Here is a 17,778-nt window from a genome sequence, read left to right as displayed (position 1 = left end):
CCCGACGGCGTGAGCGTGCGCCAGGCGCCGGTCAGGGCCGCGGCCAGGGCGGCACAGAAGGCGGCCACCAAGGCGCCGGCGAGCACGTCGCTGACATGGTGGACGCCGAGCACCAGCCTTCCGACCGCGACCAGCACCGCCACGGCCGTGCCCACGACCGCGGCCACCACGGTCGGCCTGCGACGTCTGGTCAGCGCCCACGTCGCCTGTGTGACGGCGATCGCAAGTGCGGCTGCCGCGGATGCATGCCCGGAGGGAAAGGAGGCATTCTCGCCGAGGGCACCGAGCCACGGCGTCGTCGGCCGGGCACGGCCGATCGTCACCTTCAGGACGGTCACGAGCGAGAGGGTCAGAAGGGATGCCAACAGCATCGACGCCGCGAGGTCGCGCCACCGGCAACGGAACATGGTCACCACGAGGCCGATCACAGCAAGGTATGCGGTGGCTGGCTGCAGGATGTCGGCCCAGACTGCGGCCACGCGTCCGGTCGGCGAGCCCTCCGCCGCGTACGGCCACGGCCACCACGGGTCGAACGCGATCGGCGTCCAGAGTGACCAGGCCAGCACAGTGAGGCCCAGCAGTGCCGTGACGAGGGAGGGGAGGGCGCGTCGCGGCATCCCCCATTCTTGCTCAGGCCGTGCGCCGCTTCACGAGGAACCAGGGAACCATCGCCGTGGCCATCACGACGCCGGTGACGGCGAATGCCCAGCCGAACCCGATCAGTTGGGCGATGATGCCCGCCAGCATCGTGCCTGCGATGGAGCCCAGATCGGTGGCCATCGAGTAGGTCGAGAGCGCCTGGCCGCCGTTGCGGTTGGAGCCGATCAGGTCGGCGAGCAGCGCCTGGGAGGCGGGCGCGATGAATGCGGCACCCGCGCCGGCGAGGGTGGCGAGCCCAGGAACCAGGGAAGGGTGTCGAGCCAGCCGAACGGGAAGGTGGCGATGGCGGAGATGCCGAGGCCGAGGATGAGGAAGGGCGACGGCCGCGCTTGTCGATCAGGCGGCCGGTGGCCTGCTGGGTGACGGCGTTGCCGAGGGCGAACAGGGTCAGTGCGATGCCCGCGGCGGCCTCGCCGATCGCCGGGATCGCGGCGGCCATCAGGGGCAGGAGGGCGATCCGGACGCCGAAGTTCGACCAGCCGTGGGCGAAGCCCGTGTAGAGCAGGGCACGGTAGTAGGGCAGCCCGAGCGCCTCCTTCAGCGTCATCCGCTCCTGGATGACGTCGTCAAGCGGGCGGCCGCCCGCGCCTCCGCGGAGGAAGATCGCCACCACCGCGACGGCGACGGTCACGGCGGCCGCGTAGATGAAGAACGGCACCCGCATGCCGAATCCGGACAGGAGCGAGCCGAGGATGGGTCCGAAGATGTTGCCGAGCAGGAACGCGGTGCCGTAGAGGGATGAGGTGTGGCCGCGCTGCGCCGGGGAGAGAGCCTGACGAGCAGGCCCATCGAGGAGACGGTGAACATCACCGATCCGATGCCGCCGAGGCCGCGGAAGAACAGCAGCGACCAGTAACCCGGGGCGAGCCCGCAGAGGGCGCTGGAGATGGCCACGATCATGAGGCCGATGAGGTAGATGCGTCGTTCGCCGAACTTGGCGACCAGGGCGCCGCCACCGGGGCGAAGAGGAGCCGCACGAGCGCGAACACGGTCACGATGGCGGAGGCGAGAACGACGCCGACGTCGAAGGAGCGGGCGAACTGCGGCAGGATCGGTGCGACGAGGCCGTAGCCCAGCGCGATCAGGAAGGCGGCGGCGACGAGAACCCAGATCTCGCCCGGTATCTGTCGCCTGGTTGCTGCCTGCACCGGCCCCACTGTAGCCCCGCCGTCCGCGGTCCCCCGCGGTCCCCTCCGCCGTCCCCCGCCGTCCGCCCCCGCCGTCCCCCGCCGTCCGCGGTCCTGCCCCCGCCGTCCCTGCGGAGATGGAGCGGAAAAATCGGCTACTGGCCGATTTTTCCAGACGGGTCCGGCGGCACGAGTGAGCGTAGATTTGACGCCATGCCCGACCTCAACGCCTGGTTCCCGGAAGGCGTCGGGATCGAGACCGTCGCCCTCCTGATGCTGGTCGCCTTCGCGGCCGGGTGGGTCGACGCCGTCGTCGGGGCGGTGGGCTGCTCCAACTCCCCGCGCTCCTGCTCGTGCCGCAACTGGCACCGGTCCAGGCGCTCGCCACCAACAAGCTCGCCTCCATCTTCGGAACCGGCACCAGCAGCCTCACCTACTACCGGCGCGTCAAACCCGACCTCCGCACCGCCCTGCCCATGGCGGGCCTCGCGCTGGCCGGTTCCTTCGGGGGCGCCGTCGTCGCGACGGTGCTGCCACCGGCCCTGTTCAAGCCCATCATCGTGGTGGCCCTCACCGCGGTGGTGATCTTCGTCGCGCTCCGCCCGAAGCTCGGCGCGGCCACCGCGCTCCGCTTCACAGGGCGCAGCCACCTCGTCGTCGTCTGCCTGGTCGGGGTGCTCATCGGCTTCTACGACGGGATGCTCGGGCCAGGCACCGGCGCGTTCCTCGTGATCGCTCTGGTCAGCGTCGTCGGCTACGACTTCATCGCCGCCAGTGCCAAGGCCAAGATCGTCAACTTCGCCACCAATCTCGGCGCCCTGCTGCTGTTCATCCCGACCGGCGCCGTCGTCTGGGCCTCGGGCTGTGCCTCGCCGCCGCCAACATGACCGGCGGTTACCTCGGGGCGCGCACCGCCATCGCCAAGGGCACCGGCTTCGTACGCGTGGTGTTCCTCGCCGTCGCCGCGGCGCTGATCGTCAAGCTCGGCTACGACGTCTGGGCGGGATGACCCTCCGGGTGTGTGACCAGCTCGGCGACGGGAACCCGCAGCACCTCAGCGTCGTCCTCGTCAGCGAACAGCACCGCGTCGTTGCCCTGCTGCACGTAGCGGTAGGCGCCCTGCCCGGTGAGGAAGTGCCACACGATCCCCTCGGGGGACGGCGAGCCCGCGGTGATCCGGTCCAGCGTGAGCCCGGCCCGGTCGGTGAGCCCCACGATCACCTGGACGAACTCGGGCTGCGGCGCATCGTCGAGCTCCGCTTCCCGCTCGGCCCGGTCGGGGAGTGCCGCGAACACGGCCTCGATCGTCTGCTCGAGCTCCGTCTCGGGACGGTCAGGAGCGAGGGCGGCTCATCAGGTAGGCCGCGTTCCGGAGGACGAGATCCTCCTCAGCCTCGTCGAAACCGGCTGCGGCCCCGTTGAGCAGGTCGCGTAGTGGGTGGGACTCGGCGAACAGGTCGGACTCGAGGAAGTCTTCGATCTCGGTGCCGGGGAGGGCGTCGAGGATGGTCCTCGCGCGGGCGAACACCGCCGCGTGCCGCGGCGTGTCGAAGGCCTCCAAACCGGCGGAGACGCATTCGAGGATCAGCGGTGAGCACTCGGAGTTGAACGCGAACTGCGCGAAGCCGCCGTTGTCCATCTGCGCGTGGTAGAAGTCGGTGTAGTAGCTGATCAGCGCCTCGGGGCCAGCTCATCGGGCCCGAGCAGGGTTGCGAGATCGTTGACCACCTCGATGTTGCTGAGGATCACGTCGTACGGATCGGCCGACTCGACGGATTCCGACGAGACGAGTAGCGGGGCGAGTGGCTCGGACATGACTCTCCTAGGCATCGAGGTGCGGCCAGCCTACCCATGGAGCGGGCAGCGGCAAGGGCGGGGCGGCACTCTGCCGTAACGTTGCCCGAACGACAGGAGGACCCCATGACGGAACCGCGGATCGAAGAGATCCTCGCAGAGTTGCGCGCGCTCGGGGACCCGAAGATCCTCGCCGTCAACGAGCGTCACGGCGACAACCACGCCGTGAATCTGACGAAGCTGCGCGCCGTCGCCAAGCGGCTGGGCGTCGACCATGACCTGTCCCGCGAGCTGTGGGCCACGGGCGTGACGGAGGCGAAGCTGCTCGCCACCCTGGTGTGCCGCCCGCGGCTCTTCACGGCCGACGAACTCGACGCCATGCTCCGCTCCGCGGGACGCCGAAGGCGCACGAATGGCTCGTCAGCTACGTCGTGAAGAAGAGCCCGCACGTCGAGGAACTGCGGGTGGTGTGGCTGGCCGACCCCGACCCGGTGGTGGGATCCGCGGGGTGGGCGCTGACGGCTGACCGCGTCGCGAAGAAGCCCGACGGGATCGACCCAGCGGGTCTGCTCGACGTCATCGAGGCCGACATGCGCGACGCCCCGGAGCGACTGCAGTGGGCCATGAACCAGTGCCTCGCCCACATCGGCATCTACCACGCCGAGCTGCGGGAGCGGGCCGTCGCGATCGGGGAGCGACTCGGGGTGCTCCGGGACTACCCGACGCCTCCCAACTGCACCTCACCGTTCGCGCCGACCTGGATCGCCGAGATCGTCCGCCGCCGCGAGGCCACCGCCTGAGTGGTGGGAGTCGGCTTCGCCGGTCAGGTGTCGCGACGGCGCCAGGGTCGTAGGCTCGTCCCAGGCGCCGACGGGACACCGACATGACACCGGCTGAAGGGCCGACGACCGCCGTCGGCCACCGTTCGCCCCATGGGCTGCTGCCCATGCGCGGACGCGACCCGGGCGAGCAGGGCCGCGCCGGTTCTCCCCTCGAACTCATCTTCGACCTGATCGCCGTCGTCGCGGTCTCCATCGCCTCGTCCAACCTCGCCCGCCTGCTCGACGAGGGCCACATCGTCACGGGGATCGGCACCTTCCTCTTCGCGGTCTTCGCCATCACCTGGGCGTGGTCGACGTACTCGCAGCTCCTCTCGGCCTTCGACACCGACGACTGGGGCGTGCGCCTGATCACCCTGATGCAGATGGTCGGCGTGCTGCTGCTCGCCCTCGGGCTGGGTCCGATGGTCGCTTCGATCGACTCCGGCGGCCTCGACAACAAGGTGATGGTGCTCGGCTACGTCGTGATGCGGGTGGGTGCGATCATCGTCTGGCTCCGGGTCGCGAGGGTCTCGGGCCGGTACCGCGTCATGGCGACGGCGTACGTGCGCGCCCTCGTGATCTCGCAGGTCGGCTGGTGCCTGCAGGCGTTCCTCCCGATTCCGCCCCGGATCGCGCTGACGGTGATGGGGGTGTGGCTCGTCCAGGAGGTGCTCTACCCGGTGCTCGCCGAGCGGCGCCAGCAGATGCCGTGGCATCCGGAGCATATGGCCGAGCGACTCGGTGCCTTCACCATCATCACGCTCGGCGAGGTGGTGCTCGGCACCGTCACCGCCGTGCAGGCCGACGTCGACGGGTTCGGCTGGAATGCGACGGCGATTGCGGTCGCCGTCGCAGGGCTCGGGCTCGCGTTCGGGCTCTGGTGGCTCTACTTCATCCTGCCGTGCGGCGAACTGCTCGGGCTGCGGCCCCGCCGGCTGCACGCCGTCATCCTGCTGCACATCCTGCTGTACGCGTCGATCGCGGCCGTCGGGGCAGGGTTGCACCTGTCGGCCAGCTTCGTCGAGGGGAGTCGGGCGCCACCCGGGTCGCTCTGGCGCTGGCCGTCGCGGTCCCCGCGACCGCGGTGGTGTTGCTCACCTTCGCCAACTTCACCACCCTGCTCGGCGGGTTTGACGCCTTCCATGGCCTGCTGCTGGCGGTGACGGTGGCGGTCGCGGTCCTGGGTGTGGCGCTCGCGTCCCTCGGGGTTCCGCTCGGGGTCGACCTCGCGCTGCTGATGCTGATCCCGTGGGTGGCCGTCGTCGGGTACGAGGTACGGGGCACCGGACGATGCGCCAAGCGGTGGCGCGGGCCAGGGCGGCGTTGAGCGCCGACGTCCGTTAGCCCGGCCGGTCCTCCGGCCCGGACGTCAGGGGTGGCCGTGTCCGATGCGCTGCCCGATCGTCCCGGTTGCCGCGCCGGCAGCGCGCGCGACACCCACCACACGAGCGCCCCGAGCCCCAGCCCGACGGCGAAGATCGCGACCGAGACAAGCGCGACCATCCCGTACCCGATGGACGGATCCAGGAACGGGTAGGGCACCCACCCGTCGGTCGCCCCCGCAGCAGGACCACCACCAGCCACAGCGCCGGGTAGGCCAACACCCACGGCAGGGCCCGCCACCGCAGGGCGGGACGGTCGCGGACGAGCACCCAGTCGAGGGAAGGAAGAGCGGTGAGATGACGTGCAGGACGGTGTTCGCCCACACCACGGGAACCCCGCCCTCCTCACCGAGCGGCGCGAGCAGGGCCCGTAGACCAGACCGACGATCATCAGATACACGGTGGCGCACCCGCGCGCGAGCGGCAGCCAGCCCGGCTGGGCCCTGCCGCGTAGCTCGAGGACGCCGAGCGCCACGAGCACGGCCGCGCCGATCAGGTTGGACTGCACGGTGAAGAACCCGAAGAAGTTGGCCGGGTTGGGTGCGGCGCCGTTCACCCGCCAGAGGGCCCGTACGTCCAGCTGGTCGCCGCCAGGATCAGGGCGGCGACCAGGAGTCGCAGGACGGCGTGTAACCTCATGTGGGAAACCTAGCCGCACCGCCGCGCAGTCAGGGACGTTGCGCCGAACGGTCAGAACAGGCCCACCAGCGTGCCGTCATCGGTGACGTCGATCGTGTGTGCCGACGGCTTGGAGGGCAGCCCAGGCATCGTCATGATCGATCCGCACACCATCACCACGAATCCGGCGCCCGCGCTCAGCCGCACCTCGCGCACGTCGACGACGTGCCCCGTCGGCGCACCGCGCAGCGACGGATCGGTGGAGAACGAGTACTGCGTCTTCGCGACGCATACCGGCAGGTGGCCGTGGCCCTCCGCCTCGAGCCGTGCGATCTGCTTGTGGACGCCGGAGCCTCCGCTGATGTCGCTCGCTCCGTAGACGCGGGTCGCGACGGCCCGCACCTTCTCCCAGAGCGGGCCTCCAGCTCGTAGGCGTGGCCCGGCCTGCACGGCTCGTCGTCCCCGACGACCTCCATCACCACCCGCGCCAGTTCCTCCGCCCCCGCACCGCCCTCGGTGAAGTGTCGGGCCTCGACGCCGGGCACCCCCATCGCCTGCGCAGCCCCGATGATCGCCTCGACCTCCTCGGGATCGTCCTCGACCCGTCGGTTGATCGCGACGATGACCTTCTGGCCGAACACGTCGCGCAGCGTCGAGACGTGCCGCTGGAGGTTGCAGATGCCCCTGGCGACGGCTGCGACGTCTCGTCGGGGAGGTCGGCGACGGCGACGCCGCCGTGGAACTTCATGGCCCGCACCGTCGTCACCACGACCGTCGCGGCCGGCCGCAGGTCGGCGGCGCGGCTGACGATGTCGTAGTACTTCTCGGCCCCGAGGTCGGCCCCGAAGCCGGCCTCCGTGATCACCCAGTCGGCGAGCCCGAGCGCTGCCTTCGTCGCGATGGTGGTGTTGGTGCCGTGGGCGATGTTGGCGAACGGGCCGCCGTGCACGAGGGCGGGGGTGTGTTCCATGGTCTGGACGAGGTTCGGGGCGATCGCGTCGTGCAGGAGCGCGGCCATGGCGCCCTGGGCCTTGAGGTCGCTGGCCAGCACCGGTCGCTTGTCGAACGTGTGTGCCACGACAATCCGGCCGAGTCGCTCCTTGAGGTCGGACAGTGAGGTGGCAAGGCAGAACACCGCCATCACCTCGCTGGCGGGCACGATGTCGAAGCCCGACGAGCGCGGGAAGCCGTTTCCGACGCCGCCGAGGCCGGTGACGGTGTCACGCAGCGCCCGGTCGTTGACGTCGAGCGCGCGCCGCCAGGTGATCCGACGCTGGTCGATGCCCAACTCGTTGCCGTGGAAGATGTGGTTGTCGATGAGCGCGGCGAGCAGGTTGTTGGCGGCGGCGATCGCGGCGAAGTCGCCCGTGAAGTGCAGATTGATGTCCTCCATCGGGATCACCTGCGCGTAGCCGCCACCCGCGGCGCCACCCTTCATGCCGAACACCGGGCCGAGTGCCGGCTCGCGCAGGCACAGCGCCGCCTTCTGACCGAGCCGCGTCAGCGCATCCCCGAGCCCGACGGTGGTGGTCGTCTTGCCCTCGCCGGCGGGGTGGGTGAGACGGCGGTCATGAGGATGAGCCGGCCCTGACGGTCGCGTCGGTGCTTCTCCAGCAGCTGAAGTGGGAGCTTGGCCTTGAACCGGCCGTAGGGCTCGATCTGGTCGGCCGGGAGGCCGAGTCGTTCGGCGATCTGCGTGATCGGCAGCGGCGTTGCTGCCTGGGCGATCTCCACGTTGCTGAGGGTCACGGGGGCACCTTCTCCAATCGGGTCTGCATAGTGTTTCACCGCATGGGGAGGCAGCGTGGGAGGGGTGGGATTAGTGCAATGTCATTGCACGAACCCCTGGGTGCCCACAGGATCAAGCGAGCAGATGGTGCCCGAGGGCGACGATGCTGGAGTGGATGGCCTCGTCGCTGATCGATGCGTGCTCGCGCAGCGACTGCTGGGCCGGAGCGTTGCAGGCGGCGAGGAAGTAGGCAACGGCGAGGCGTCGCTCCGCCGTCGGTTCGGGCCCGAGGAGCGCCTTCTCCATCTGGTCGAAGGTCTCCGCGGTGTGCGGGTCGGCGGCCAGGACCACCCCGACGGCGGGGTCGCTCATCATGATGGAGTAGCGGGGCCTGTGGTCGATCATGATGTCGGCGAGCCCCTCCACCACGATGTCTACCCGGCGGGCGGGATCGTCGGCCGCCATTGAGTCGGCGACAACGTCATCGAGTTGCTGCAGCCCGGCGCGGAGCACCTCGACGACCATCTGGTCCTTGGCGGGAAGTGGTGGTAGATCGCGGCCTTCGTGAGGCCGAGATGGTCGGCGATCGCCTGCAGCGACGTCGCCGTCACCCCGTTCCTGGCGAAGAGGTCCAACGCCGCGTCCAGCACCCTCTCGCGCCCGACGCCTGCCGCTGCCCGTCCCATGTCTGCCCCGTTTCCGATCAGTTCCGAGGACAGCATGCCAGCAGTCCCTGGGAATCTTCTTCCCCTAGCTTCACAGAATACTTGCCGAGCGGCTAGTATTTGATCAACATCCGAGCTCAGCACCCGGATTCAGCCACTCAGCAAAGGAGCTACCCATGGCAGACATGGTTCCCCGCCGGTGCCCGCGAAGGACTGCACCGTCGACCTGCTGGTCGTCGGTACCGGCACCGGCCTCGCCACCGCCCTCGCGGGCGCCGAAAAGGGGCTCATCACAATCCAGGGTGTAGTCGGGGTCTGAATCCGCCGGTCTCGAGCAGTGATCTGGCGATGTAGTTGGTGAGGTTCCGGAAGCCGAGTGCCGATCCGCGGAGGTGTTCGAGGCGGCCGTTGAGGGCCTCGGTCGGACCGTTCGAGGTGCCGGGCCGGTCGAAGTAGGCCAGCACATCGTCTGCTCGCTTCTTCAGTGTTCGGCCGAGTGTGATCACCTCGCTCAACGCGGCGGGACGCCGTGGCTGACCGAGGCGATCAGGCTGGTCATCAGGGCCCGGCCTCTGGTCCGGTCGGGTTCACGGTAGGCGGCGATCATCCGTTGGTAGATACCCAGGTGGCTTCGACCTCGACATGATCATCGCCCGCGAACAGGGCAGTGAGCCGGTCCTTCTGCCGGTCGGTGAGGAGGTCGGCGCCGGTGTGCAGGGTGCGGCGCGCCGAGTAGAGCGGGTCACTGGTGCGTCCTCGATGTCCGTGGATGGCCTGTTGGACGCGTCTCCGGCATCGGTCGAGGGCGTCGCCGGCGAGGCGGACGACGTGGAAGGGATCCATGACGGCGGTCGCGTCGGGCAACTCTTCGGTGGTGGCGGTCTTGAACCCGGTGAACCCGTCCATCGCGACGACCTCAACTCTGTCGCGCCATGCCTGGTCGCGTTCGGACAGCCACTGCTTGAACGCCTGCTTGGAGCGCCCTTCGACCATGTCGAGCAGCCTGGCAGGCCCTGTCCGGTCGCGGATGCCGGTCAGGTCGATGATCACGGTGACGTACTTGTTACCGCGGCGGGTGTGGCGCCACACATGCTCATCCACGCCGATGGCCTTCACGCCGTCGAACCTGGTCGGGTCATCGATCAGGACCCGCTTGCCTTCAGCCAGGACCGCCGTGTTGGCGGTGTTCCACGACACCCCCAGCCCTCGGCGACGCGGGCGACGGTGAGGTGCTGAACTACCAGGCCCTCCAACGCCCACCGCAGCCCGCGGCGTGACAGCTTCGCCCGCGGCTCCGCGGCGAGGCTGGTGTCTTGTCGCCACACATGCCCGCAGCCGGTGCAGCGGTAGCGGCGGATCGTGACCAGCAACGTCGTCGGCCGCCAGCCGAACGGCTCGTGGCCAACGGCCGCGTCACGGTGTCACGCGCGAGGCCCTCGCAGCCGCAACGTCGGCACCACTGATCCGGCTCCACCACCCGGCAGGCGAGGACCGCGCGGCCAGGCTCCAGCAGTTGGCCGGTGACCTCCAAGCCGAGCTCGTCGAGCCGACAGAACGAGGTCAGGTCAGGGCAGGCGAACCCCGCCACAGGGTAGCATCAGACACGTCGAGGTCTTCCAGATGGGCAGTGTGAGAACTTCCATCATCGGGAGACCTCGACCCCTACCCGGCCCGACGCGCCGAACAGCCCCTACACCCTCATCTGTGATGAGCCGGTTGAGCGCTGTGTCACCCCGCCAAAGAACGGCCGACGATACCTCTGCAGGGGTCTTGCCATGACCGGCATACTGAGTATGCTCGTTAATGAGTCCACTCAGTAGGAGGCTCGATGGAAGCCCTAGGATCGCGTCGGGATCGCAACATGGACGCCAAGCGCGCCCGAATCTTCGCTGCGGCCCACGATCTCCTCCAAACGCATGGCTACGCCGGCATGACCACCCAGCAGGTCTCCGACCGAGCCGATGTGGCCGCAGGCACTCTGTTCCGCTACGCCGCCACCAAGGCCGACCTGTTGCTCATGGTCTATAACGAGCGATTCCGTGAGGCGATCACCGAAGGGCGACGCGCCGCCGCTGGGCTGTCAGATCCGATCGAGGCCGTCTTCGCCCTCGTCATGCCGGTCCTGAAGGGAAGCGCCGAACAGCTGGACACCGCCATCCTGTATCAGCGTGAACTGCTCTTCGGGCACGAGAAGATGCTCCATCGCCAGACCGGCCTGCAACTCGTGGCAGACCTGGAGGACGGCGTTGCGTCCGCACTGCTCGCGGCCAGCCAAGCGGACGGCCCGCAGGCACGGCTCCTGGCTGAGCGCGCCGCCCGGCTCATTTTCGCCTGCCTGCACCTGGCGCTGGCTCAGCCCTCCACTGGCGCCCACCCAGACCGGGCGGCCGCCACCGAACTGCACGCCCAGGTGGCGATCATGGTCGACGGCTTCCTCGTCGGCCTGAACAAGGCCTCATCCGGCGAATCAACCCTCAGCGCGACCAGCCACCTCTGAGACGCACCAATCGACAAGGAGAACACCATGACTCGCAAGGCTTACCTCATCGGCGCCGGGATCGGCAGCCTATCCGCCGCCGTCTACTTGATTCGCGATGGACACTGGGACGGTTCCCAGATCACCATTCTCGGCCTGGAAGACCACGGCGCCAACGACGGCAATCGCGTAGCGGCCTACGAGACCGAGTACGGGCACAAGGCGCTTAGCAACAAAGCCGGCTTCCTGAACCGCGGCGGCCGGATGCTCAACGAGGAGACCTACGAGAATCTGTGGGACGTCTTGGGCTCGATTCCGTCTCTGACCTCGCCGGGAAAGACCCTGACCCAGGAGATCCTCGACTTCGATCACGCCCATCCGACCAAGGACATCGGCCGGCTGATGGACACCCGCGGCCCGCGCACTAGAGGCGATGCCGATGACTACAGCCACATGCAGTTCAGCAAGGCCGATCGCGTGCTGCTGACCAAGCTGATGACGCTGCCAGAATCGCGAGAATCCAGGCTGGACGATGTCAGCATCGAAGAGTGGTTCGCCTCCAGCCCGCACTTCTTCACCACCAACTTCTGGAGGATGTGGGAGACCACCTTCGCCTTCCTACGCAGCAATTCCGCGATGGAACTTCGCCGCTACATGAACCGGATGATCTTGGAGTTCAGCCGGATCAATACCCTCGAAGGCGTCACGCGGACGCCGTACAACCAGTACGAGAGCATCATCGTGCCGATGCGCGCCTGGCTCGAAGGCAAGGGCGTCGAGTTCGTCGGCAACCGCAAGGTGACCGAGTTCGTGTTCGCCGATGATGACCCAATGCGCGACCGGATCACCGTGATCGGGCTGAAGTACGAGCAGGTAGACAAGGACAATCAGCCAGGCCTGATCGATGTGAATGAGGGCGACCTGGTGTTCTGCACCAACGGCTCGATCACCGACTCCACCTCGCTGGGCGATCTGGACACCGCCATCGTCGAGGACGAACGCTACGCTCCGTCCGCAGCGCTGTGGAAGCAGGCGACCGAACACTTCTACGGCCTGGGCAACCCCGACAAGTTCTTCGCCGACCGCACCCAGAGCGAGTGGACCAGCTTCACGGTGACCACCAACAACCACCTGCTGGTCAACGAAATCTCCGCCATCACCCGACAGCTGCCCGGCAATGCACTGAACACCTTCGTCGACAGCAATGCGGTGGTCTCGCTGGTGATTCACCACCAGCCACACTTCGCCGCCCAGCAACCGAACGAAACCGTGTTCTGGGGCTATTCGCTCTACCCGCGACGGACCGGAGACGTCGTGAAGAAGCCCTTCATCGAGATGACCGGGCGCGAGATGCTCACCGAAGCGCTCGGCCAGCTCGAACGCGTCGATACCCGGGCGGTGAAGATCTCCGCCAAGACCGAGGAGATCTGGGATTCGATCGTCAATGTGGTGCCCGCTCACATGCCGTACGCCAGCGCGCTCTTCGCCCGTCGGGCCAAGGGGACCGCCCGGAGGTGGTGCCCGCCAACTCGGTGAACCTCGCCTTCATCAGCCAGTTCGTCGAGATGCCCTTCGACATGGTCTTCACCGAGCAGTACTCGGTTCGAGCCGCCCAGATCGCCGTCTACCACTTCCTGGGCATCCCGAGCGAGCGGCTGACCACATTGCACCACTACGAGAAGGACCCGCGCGTGCTGGCCAAAGCTGCCCTCACGATGCTGCGCTGAGCCCTCGCGCGAGCTCGCCGGCGCCGGTCCAGCCAGGCTGCTCGACATGGTCGAGGGCCGCTCCAAGAGCGTGTTCAAGACCTGGCTGGCCGAACGAGACCAGGCCTGGCGAGACAGCGTGGAGGTGGTCGCGATGGACGGCTTCACCGGGTTCAAGACCGCCACTACCGAAGAGTTGCCCGACGCGGTCGCGGTGATGGACCCCTTCCACGTCGTCCGCCTCGCCGGCGACGCCCTCGACAAGTGCCGCCGCCGGATCCAGCAAGACCTTCACGGCCACCGCGGCCGGGCCGGTGACCGCTGTACTCCGCCCGCCGCACCCTGCACACCGGCACCGACCTGCTCACCGACAAACAGAAGACCCGGCTCGAGCAGCTGTTCGCCGACGACGCCCACGCCGCCGTCGAGGTCACCTGGGCGGCCTACCAGCGAATGATCATCGCCTACCGCGAGGCTGACCCTGCTCGCGGCCGCGACCTGATGAACAACCTGATCGCCAGCCTCAGCAACGGCGTCCCGACCGCGCTCGTCGAACTCCGCTCGCTCGGCCGAACACTCAAGAACCGAGCGGCTGACGTCCTTGCCTACTTCGACCGGCCCGGCCTCCAACGGCCCACCGAAGCGATCAACGGCCGCCTCGAACACCTCCGAGGCTCCGCACTCGGCTTCCGGAACCTCACCAACTACATCGCCAGATCACTACTCGAGGCCGGTGGGTTCAGACCTCAGCTACACCGTGGATTGTGATGAGCCCGAAAAGGGCCTCAACGTCCTCGTGATCGAGAAGACGAAGTACGTCGGCGGCTCGACCGCCCGTTCCGGCGGCGCCTACTGGATCCCGCCAACCCCGTGCTGCTGCGCGACGGCGGCATCGACTCGCACGAACGCGGCCTCACCTACATCGGAAGCGTCGTGGGCGACTCGGCCCCGCGCCCCGCTGGGAGGCGTTCATGCGTTACGGCGACGACACGATCAAGATGCTGGAGCGCAACACCCCGCTCACCTTGATGTGGTGTCCGACTACGATCGGCTGCAAGGAAACCGCGCCTGACCAGGCACAACGGCATAAGCGCTTATCGCATGAGCAATTGGATAGATCATACCGATAGCGACGACTCTGGCTTTTGTATCGCTGTGAGTGAGGATGCCGAAGCGCCGAACTGCGATGAGATCGAGACGGCTCCGGCACTTGTCCAGGTGGCGTGCTGACGGGGATGCGGGCCGTCCTGCAATGTAGATTGGAACGTCGGACACACCGAGCGAGGTGGTGGTTTCGCCGAACGGTGCCACACTGCGAGATCGCCCAGCATTCGAGGAAGGAGGGCATTGATGATCAGCAGCCCGTTCAACACGAGCGCGTCCAACTTCGGCAACGCGGCGATGCAGACGGCCGACGTCCCGTGGGACACTCCTGTGAAGATGCGGCTGGGAGCCGACGGGCCCGGTGAGACCGGCGCGTACATCGAGGTCAGCACCACTCGTGGATTCGCCAAGCGGATCCCGATCGACGAGGCACGCTTGTCCGAGTGCCGGCAAGAGCAGGACGGTGCGGCCGGGATCGCGCTGTGCCAGCAACTCGTCGACGACCTGGCCGCGCGGACCAAGACGGCCGTGGCCGAAGCGGTGCGCGGTTGAACGGCCAGGCCGAGATGCTCGAACATGCCGCACCCTTGCGTGCCTGGCTGAATGCGCAGATTGTGGCGCGTGAGCGGCTGTGCCGCCAGCGCCCTTCGTGCTGACCTCAGTCCCCAGGCTCCCCACCCCAGTGGCAAGTCCCCGGAACCGCTCGAAGAACCTGGAGAGCGCTTCGATGACCCGCTTCTTCTTGTCGCCATGGTTGGACTCGCGGTTGAACCGCGACACTGGCTGCAAGATGCGGGTGATCTCGGTGCCCGCTGTGCGCAGCTGGCCGTCCCGGAACGCGGCATCCACGAACGACCGCGTCTGCTCCAGCTTGAGCTTGTGCGCTTCGATGAGCTCCTGAAGCTCGGCCTCTCGCTTCGCGGCGATGTACGCCTGCCACTGCTCATCGACCGCGCCCTGCAGCGACACCGACTCGACGAAGTCCTCGACGAGGTCGCGCTTGCTGCGGAGGGTCGGGCTCGCGTCGACCGCGCGGGTGATCTCGGCACGGACTTCTTTGTCGTCGCCGTCGCCCTTCTCGGCGCGGAGCTTCTCGACGAGCATGAGGATGTAGTCGACGTTGATCTCGACCTGCTTGACGAGCTCGATCTCGAACACGACGTCCTCGTTGATGACTTCTCTGTCGCCGTCACGATCGCGCGTGAACTCATCGCGTAGCCGCAGGTAGATGCTGGTGTAGTCCTGCCGCTGTCGCTCGGTCAGTGGATCGTTGCCGTCGAAGTCGTCGAAGGACGTGAGGATGTTCTGCAGCCGCAGGATCGCTCCGAACAGCTGGATGAAGTCCTTCTGCGCCTGCTCCCCCACGATCTGCTGCCCAATTGGGAAGTGCGTGAGCAGTTCGGTGACCTTGTCGACATACTCGCCGTAGTAGTCGACGTACGGTTTCAACAGGACGACGCCGCGGGCATCCTTGTTGCCGAACAGCTCCAGCGCAGCGTTCGTCTCTTCCTCGAGATCGCGGAAGGCGACGATGTTGCCGTAGGTCTTCACCGAGTTGAGGATGCGGTTCGTGCGCGAGTACGCCTGGATCAGTCCGTGGGCGCGCAGGTTCTTGTCGACGAACAGTGTGTTCAGCGTCGTCGCGTCGAAGCCGGTGAGGAACATGTTCACCACGATGACCAGGTCGATCTCGCGGTTCTTCATCCGCTGTGACAGGTCCTTGTAGTAGTTCTGGAACCGGTCCGCGCTCGTGTCGTAGCTGGTCCCGAACATGTCGTTGTAGTCCTGGATCGCGTCTTCCAGGAACGAGCGCGTGTCACGGTCGAGCGCATCGGTGTCAAACGCCTCATCATCGAGGATTCCGTCGGCTTCGGCCTCGTTCGCACCGTAGCTGAAGATCAGCCCGACCTTCAGCCGCTTGTCCGGTGGCAGCTCCTCCATCTGCAGCTGGAACTGGTTGTAGTAACGGCGCGCGGCGTCGATCGACGCGGTAGCGAACAGCGCGTTGAATCCGCGAACTCGTTTCCGCTCCTTGAGTGCCTCCGCCTGACGCCGGCCCGCACCGAGTCGGCGACGTTCGTCACGACTGCGTGTTCGTAGCTCGATGAGCGCTTCGTCTTCTGATCGAAGTGCTCCAGGGTGTACGCCACGACGTCCCGGATACGACGCACGTCCAGAAGCGCTCGCTCACGGTCGATCGCTGACACCTGTGAGTCGTCGGGGTTCCCGACCTTGATGGTGTTGATGTAGTCGATCCGGAACGGCAGCACGTTCTTGTCCGTGATGGCGTCGACGATCGTGTACGTGTGCAGCTTGTCGCCGAACGCCTGCTCGGTCGTGCGCAGCTGAGGGTTGCCACCGCTGCCGGCGTTCGCGGCGAAGATCGGCGTGCCGGTGAATCCGAACAGGTTGTACTTTTTGAACGCGCGTGTGATGTCGGTGTGCATGTCGCCGAACTGCGACCGGTGGCACTCATCGAAGATGATCACCGCGTGGCCCGAGAAGACTTCGTGGCCCTTGTTCGCCCTGATGAATGTCGACAGCTTCTGGATCGTCGTAATGATGATCCGCGCACTGGGGTCTTCGAGCTGCGTCTTCAGCACCGCCGTCGACGTGTTCGAGTTCGCCGCCCCTTTCTCGAACCGGTCGTACTCACGCATCGTCTGGTAGTCGAGGTCTTTGCGGTCGACGACGAACAACACCTTGTCCACACTCGGCATCTTCGATGCGAGCTGCGCTGCCTTGAACGAAGTGAGCGTCTTACCCGACCCCGTGGTGTGCCAGACGTATCCTCCGGCATCGAGTGTGCCGAGCGTCTTGTAGTTCGTCGAGATCTGGATCTTCTGCAGGATCCGCTCGGTCGCGACGATCTGGTACGGCCGCATCACCAGCAGGTCCCGATCCGCGGTGAGCACGCAGTACTTCGTCAGGATGTTCAACAACGCATGCTTCGCGAAGAACGTCTTCACGAACGCCGTCAGCTCGGTGATCGGCTTGTTGTTCGCGTCGGCCCACCAGCTGGTGAACTCGAACGAGTTGCTCGACTTCTTCCCTTGCCCGCACCACTCGCCTTCTTCTGCTCGGCAAGGTGCCTGTTGCGAGTGCTGTTGGAGTAGTACTTCGTGAGCGTGCCGTTACTGATCACGAACAGCTGCACATACTCGAACAGGCCCGACCCGGCCCAGAAGCTGTCGCGCTGATAGCGATTGATCTGGTTGAAGGCCTCCCGGATGTCGACGCCGCGACGCTTCAGCTCGATGTGCACCATCGGCAGCCCGTTGACGAGCACGGTCACGTCGTAACGGTTGGCGTACTTCGCACCGTTGTCGCCCGCGTCACCACCGTCGCGCCCGATCTCGTACTGGTTAATGACCTGCAACTGATTGTTGTGGATGTTCGCCTTGTCGATCAGCGCGATGTTCTTCGTCGACCCGTCGTCGCGCCTGAGGATCTGCACGTGATCCTCCTGCACACGCACCGTCTTCTCGACGATGCCGTCGTTGGCACCGGCGACCTTCGTTGTGAAGAACTGCTCCCACTCGGCATCCGAGAAGGTCATCCTGTTGACCCTCTCGAGCTGCATGCGGAGGTTCGCGACCAGATCTGTCTCCGATGTGATCGGCAGGTAGTCGTATGCCTGCTCCTCGAGGAGTCGAATCATCTCCCTTTCGAGCGCAGACTCCGACTGATACGCAT

General features: G+C 66.9%; 18 protein-coding genes and 6 pseudogenes. 10 read left to right on the top strand and 14 right to left on the bottom strand.

From position 1 onward, the window contains the following. Positions 1-44: 44 nt before the first annotated feature. The 3 genes and pseudogenes from G7085_RS34735 to G7085_RS10235 form a co-directional block, all read right to left on the bottom strand. A pseudogene (locus G7085_RS34735) lies at positions 45-371 on the bottom strand (phosphatase PAP2 family protein); the annotation flags it as partial. Between the two features lie 53 nt (positions 372-424). Then, positions 425-1,569 (bottom strand): annotated as a pseudogene (locus G7085_RS36295) (MFS transporter). Next, positions 1,557-1,808 carry a hypothetical protein gene (locus tag G7085_RS10235; protein WP_197510882.1) on the bottom strand — a complete coding sequence of 84 codons (252 nt, stop codon included), beginning with the start codon at positions 1,806-1,808 and terminating at the stop codon, positions 1,557-1,559. Before G7085_RS10235 ends, G7085_RS36295 begins: the two are co-directional and overlap by 13 nt. Before the next feature lie 275 nt (positions 1,809-2,083). Between G7085_RS10235 and G7085_RS10230 the strand changes: the two genes are divergently transcribed. Further along, the gene (locus G7085_RS10230) at positions 2,084-2,674 is read left to right on the top strand and encodes a TSUP family transporter (protein WP_331715600.1); all 591 of its coding nucleotides are present in this window, start codon (positions 2,084-2,086) and stop codon (positions 2,672-2,674) included. Further along, on the top strand, positions 2,671-2,796 hold the full coding sequence (locus G7085_RS30110; RefSeq protein WP_269451831.1) for a hypothetical protein: 126 nt from the start codon (positions 2,671-2,673) through the stop codon (positions 2,794-2,796). Before G7085_RS10230 ends, G7085_RS30110 begins: the two co-directional genes overlap by 4 nt. Here the strand turns inward: G7085_RS30110 and G7085_RS10225 are convergent. Genes G7085_RS10225 through G7085_RS10215 form a run of 3 tightly spaced genes read right to left on the bottom strand, consistent with a single transcriptional unit; the run spans position 2,775 to position 3,602 of the window. Next, positions 2,775-3,083: a hypothetical protein gene (locus G7085_RS10225; protein WP_197510881.1), complete on the bottom strand. Its 309-nt coding sequence runs from the start codon at positions 3,081-3,083 to the stop codon at positions 2,775-2,777. The genes G7085_RS30110 and G7085_RS10225 overlap by 22 nt on opposite strands. 37 nt (positions 3,084-3,120) lie before the next feature. Then, on the bottom strand, positions 3,121-3,426 hold the full coding sequence (locus tag G7085_RS10220) for a DMP19 family protein (RefSeq protein WP_197510880.1): 306 nt from the start codon (positions 3,424-3,426) through the stop codon (positions 3,121-3,123). Between the two features lie 32 nt (positions 3,427-3,458). Further along, entirely contained in the window at positions 3,459-3,602 is a 144-nt protein-coding gene (locus G7085_RS10215) for a hypothetical protein (protein ID WP_197510879.1), read from the bottom strand. Between the two features lie 105 nt (positions 3,603-3,707). On the opposite strand from G7085_RS10215, the gene G7085_RS30105 reads away from it, so the two are divergent. The 4 genes from G7085_RS30105 to G7085_RS10200 all read left to right on the top strand — a co-directional run bounded on the left by G7085_RS30105 (position 3,708) and on the right by G7085_RS10200 (position 5,729). Continuing rightward, positions 3,708-4,016 carry a DNA alkylation repair protein gene (locus G7085_RS30105; protein ID WP_269451830.1) on the top strand — a complete coding sequence of 103 codons (309 nt, stop codon included), beginning with the start codon at positions 3,708-3,710 and terminating at the stop codon, positions 4,014-4,016. Next, positions 4,013-4,381 carry a DNA alkylation repair protein gene (locus G7085_RS30100; RefSeq protein ID WP_331715599.1) on the top strand — a complete coding sequence of 123 codons (369 nt, stop codon included), beginning with the start codon at positions 4,013-4,015 and terminating at the stop codon, positions 4,379-4,381. The genes G7085_RS30105 and G7085_RS30100 overlap by 4 nt, the downstream gene beginning before the upstream one ends. 83 nt (positions 4,382-4,464) lie before the next feature. Beyond that, positions 4,465-5,565, top strand: a complete 1,101-nt coding sequence (locus G7085_RS10205; RefSeq protein ID WP_197510878.1) for a low temperature requirement protein A — start codon at positions 4,465-4,467, stop codon at positions 5,563-5,565. Further along, the gene (locus G7085_RS10200) at positions 5,493-5,729 is read left to right on the top strand and encodes a hypothetical protein (protein WP_197510877.1); all 237 of its coding nucleotides are present in this window, start codon (positions 5,493-5,495) and stop codon (positions 5,727-5,729) included. The genes G7085_RS10205 and G7085_RS10200 overlap by 73 nt, the downstream gene beginning before the upstream one ends. Positions 5,730-6,474: 745 nt before the next feature. Here the strand turns inward: G7085_RS10200 and G7085_RS36290 are convergent. From G7085_RS36290 to G7085_RS10180, 5 genes and pseudogenes are all read right to left on the bottom strand, one after another. After that, a complete protein-coding gene (locus G7085_RS36290) occupies positions 6,475-6,852 on the bottom strand; it encodes a formate--tetrahydrofolate ligase (RefSeq protein ID WP_331715598.1) in 378 nt (125 codons plus the stop codon). A 32-nt stretch (positions 6,853-6,884) separates the two neighbouring features. Next, positions 6,885-8,136 (bottom strand): annotated as a pseudogene (locus G7085_RS10195) (formate--tetrahydrofolate ligase); the annotation flags it as partial. 127 nt (positions 8,137-8,263) lie between these two features. After that, positions 8,264-8,644: a hypothetical protein gene (locus G7085_RS10190; RefSeq protein WP_197510876.1), complete on the bottom strand. Its 381-nt coding sequence runs from the start codon at positions 8,642-8,644 to the stop codon at positions 8,264-8,266. Then, the gene (locus G7085_RS10185; RefSeq protein ID WP_197510875.1) at positions 8,566-8,853 is read right to left on the bottom strand and encodes a TetR/AcrR family transcriptional regulator; all 288 of its coding nucleotides are present in this window, start codon (positions 8,851-8,853) and stop codon (positions 8,566-8,568) included. The genes G7085_RS10190 and G7085_RS10185 overlap by 79 nt, the downstream gene beginning before the upstream one ends. Before the next feature lie 233 nt (positions 8,854-9,086). Next, positions 9,087-10,384 (bottom strand): annotated as a pseudogene (locus G7085_RS10180) (ISL3 family transposase). A gap of 273 nt (positions 10,385-10,657) precedes the next feature. On the opposite strand from G7085_RS10180, the gene G7085_RS10175 reads away from it, so the two are divergent. The 4 genes and pseudogenes from G7085_RS10175 (at position 10,658) to G7085_RS10160 (ending at position 14,007) form a co-directional block, all read left to right on the top strand. Continuing rightward, complete coding sequence (locus tag G7085_RS10175) at positions 10,658-11,293, top strand: TetR/AcrR family transcriptional regulator (RefSeq protein ID WP_197510874.1); 636 nt, start codon at positions 10,658-10,660, stop codon at positions 11,291-11,293. 27 nt (positions 11,294-11,320) lie between these two features. Next, positions 11,321-12,999, top strand: a pseudogene (locus G7085_RS10170) (oleate hydratase). A 19-nt stretch (positions 13,000-13,018) separates the two neighbouring features. Then, positions 13,019-13,746, top strand: a pseudogene (locus tag G7085_RS10165) (ISL3 family transposase); the annotation flags it as partial. A gap of 102 nt (positions 13,747-13,848) precedes the next feature. Continuing rightward, the gene (locus G7085_RS10160; protein WP_197510873.1) at positions 13,849-14,007 is read left to right on the top strand and encodes a hypothetical protein; all 159 of its coding nucleotides are present in this window, start codon (positions 13,849-13,851) and stop codon (positions 14,005-14,007) included. Between the two features lie 12 nt (positions 14,008-14,019). Here G7085_RS10160 and G7085_RS25455 read toward each other — a convergent pair whose 3' ends face one another. The 3 genes from G7085_RS25455 to G7085_RS25445 are packed head-to-tail and all read right to left on the bottom strand — an operon-like array spanning position 14,020 to position 17,743. Continuing rightward, positions 14,020-16,065, bottom strand: a complete 2,046-nt coding sequence (locus G7085_RS25455) for a type I restriction endonuclease subunit R, EcoR124 family (protein WP_408647201.1) — start codon at positions 16,063-16,065, stop codon at positions 14,020-14,022. Further along, on the bottom strand, positions 15,993-17,072 hold the full coding sequence (locus tag G7085_RS25450) for a DEAD/DEAH box helicase family protein (protein WP_331715967.1): 1,080 nt from the start codon (positions 17,070-17,072) through the stop codon (positions 15,993-15,995). Before G7085_RS25450 ends, G7085_RS25455 begins: the two co-directional genes overlap by 73 nt. After that, positions 17,060-17,743 carry a type I restriction endonuclease gene (locus G7085_RS25445; RefSeq protein WP_231979403.1) on the bottom strand — a complete coding sequence of 228 codons (684 nt, stop codon included), beginning with the start codon at positions 17,741-17,743 and terminating at the stop codon, positions 17,060-17,062. The genes G7085_RS25450 and G7085_RS25445 overlap by 13 nt, the downstream gene beginning before the upstream one ends. Between the last annotated feature and the right edge of the window lie 35 nt (positions 17,744-17,778).

This window comes from Tessaracoccus coleopterorum, from assembly GCF_011174705.1.
Classification (GTDB): Bacteria; Actinomycetota; Actinomycetes; order Propionibacteriales; family Propionibacteriaceae; genus Arachnia; species Arachnia coleopterorum.
The sequence above is the reverse complement of the archived record's forward strand: the minus strand, read 5'-3'. Positions and strand labels throughout refer to the sequence as shown.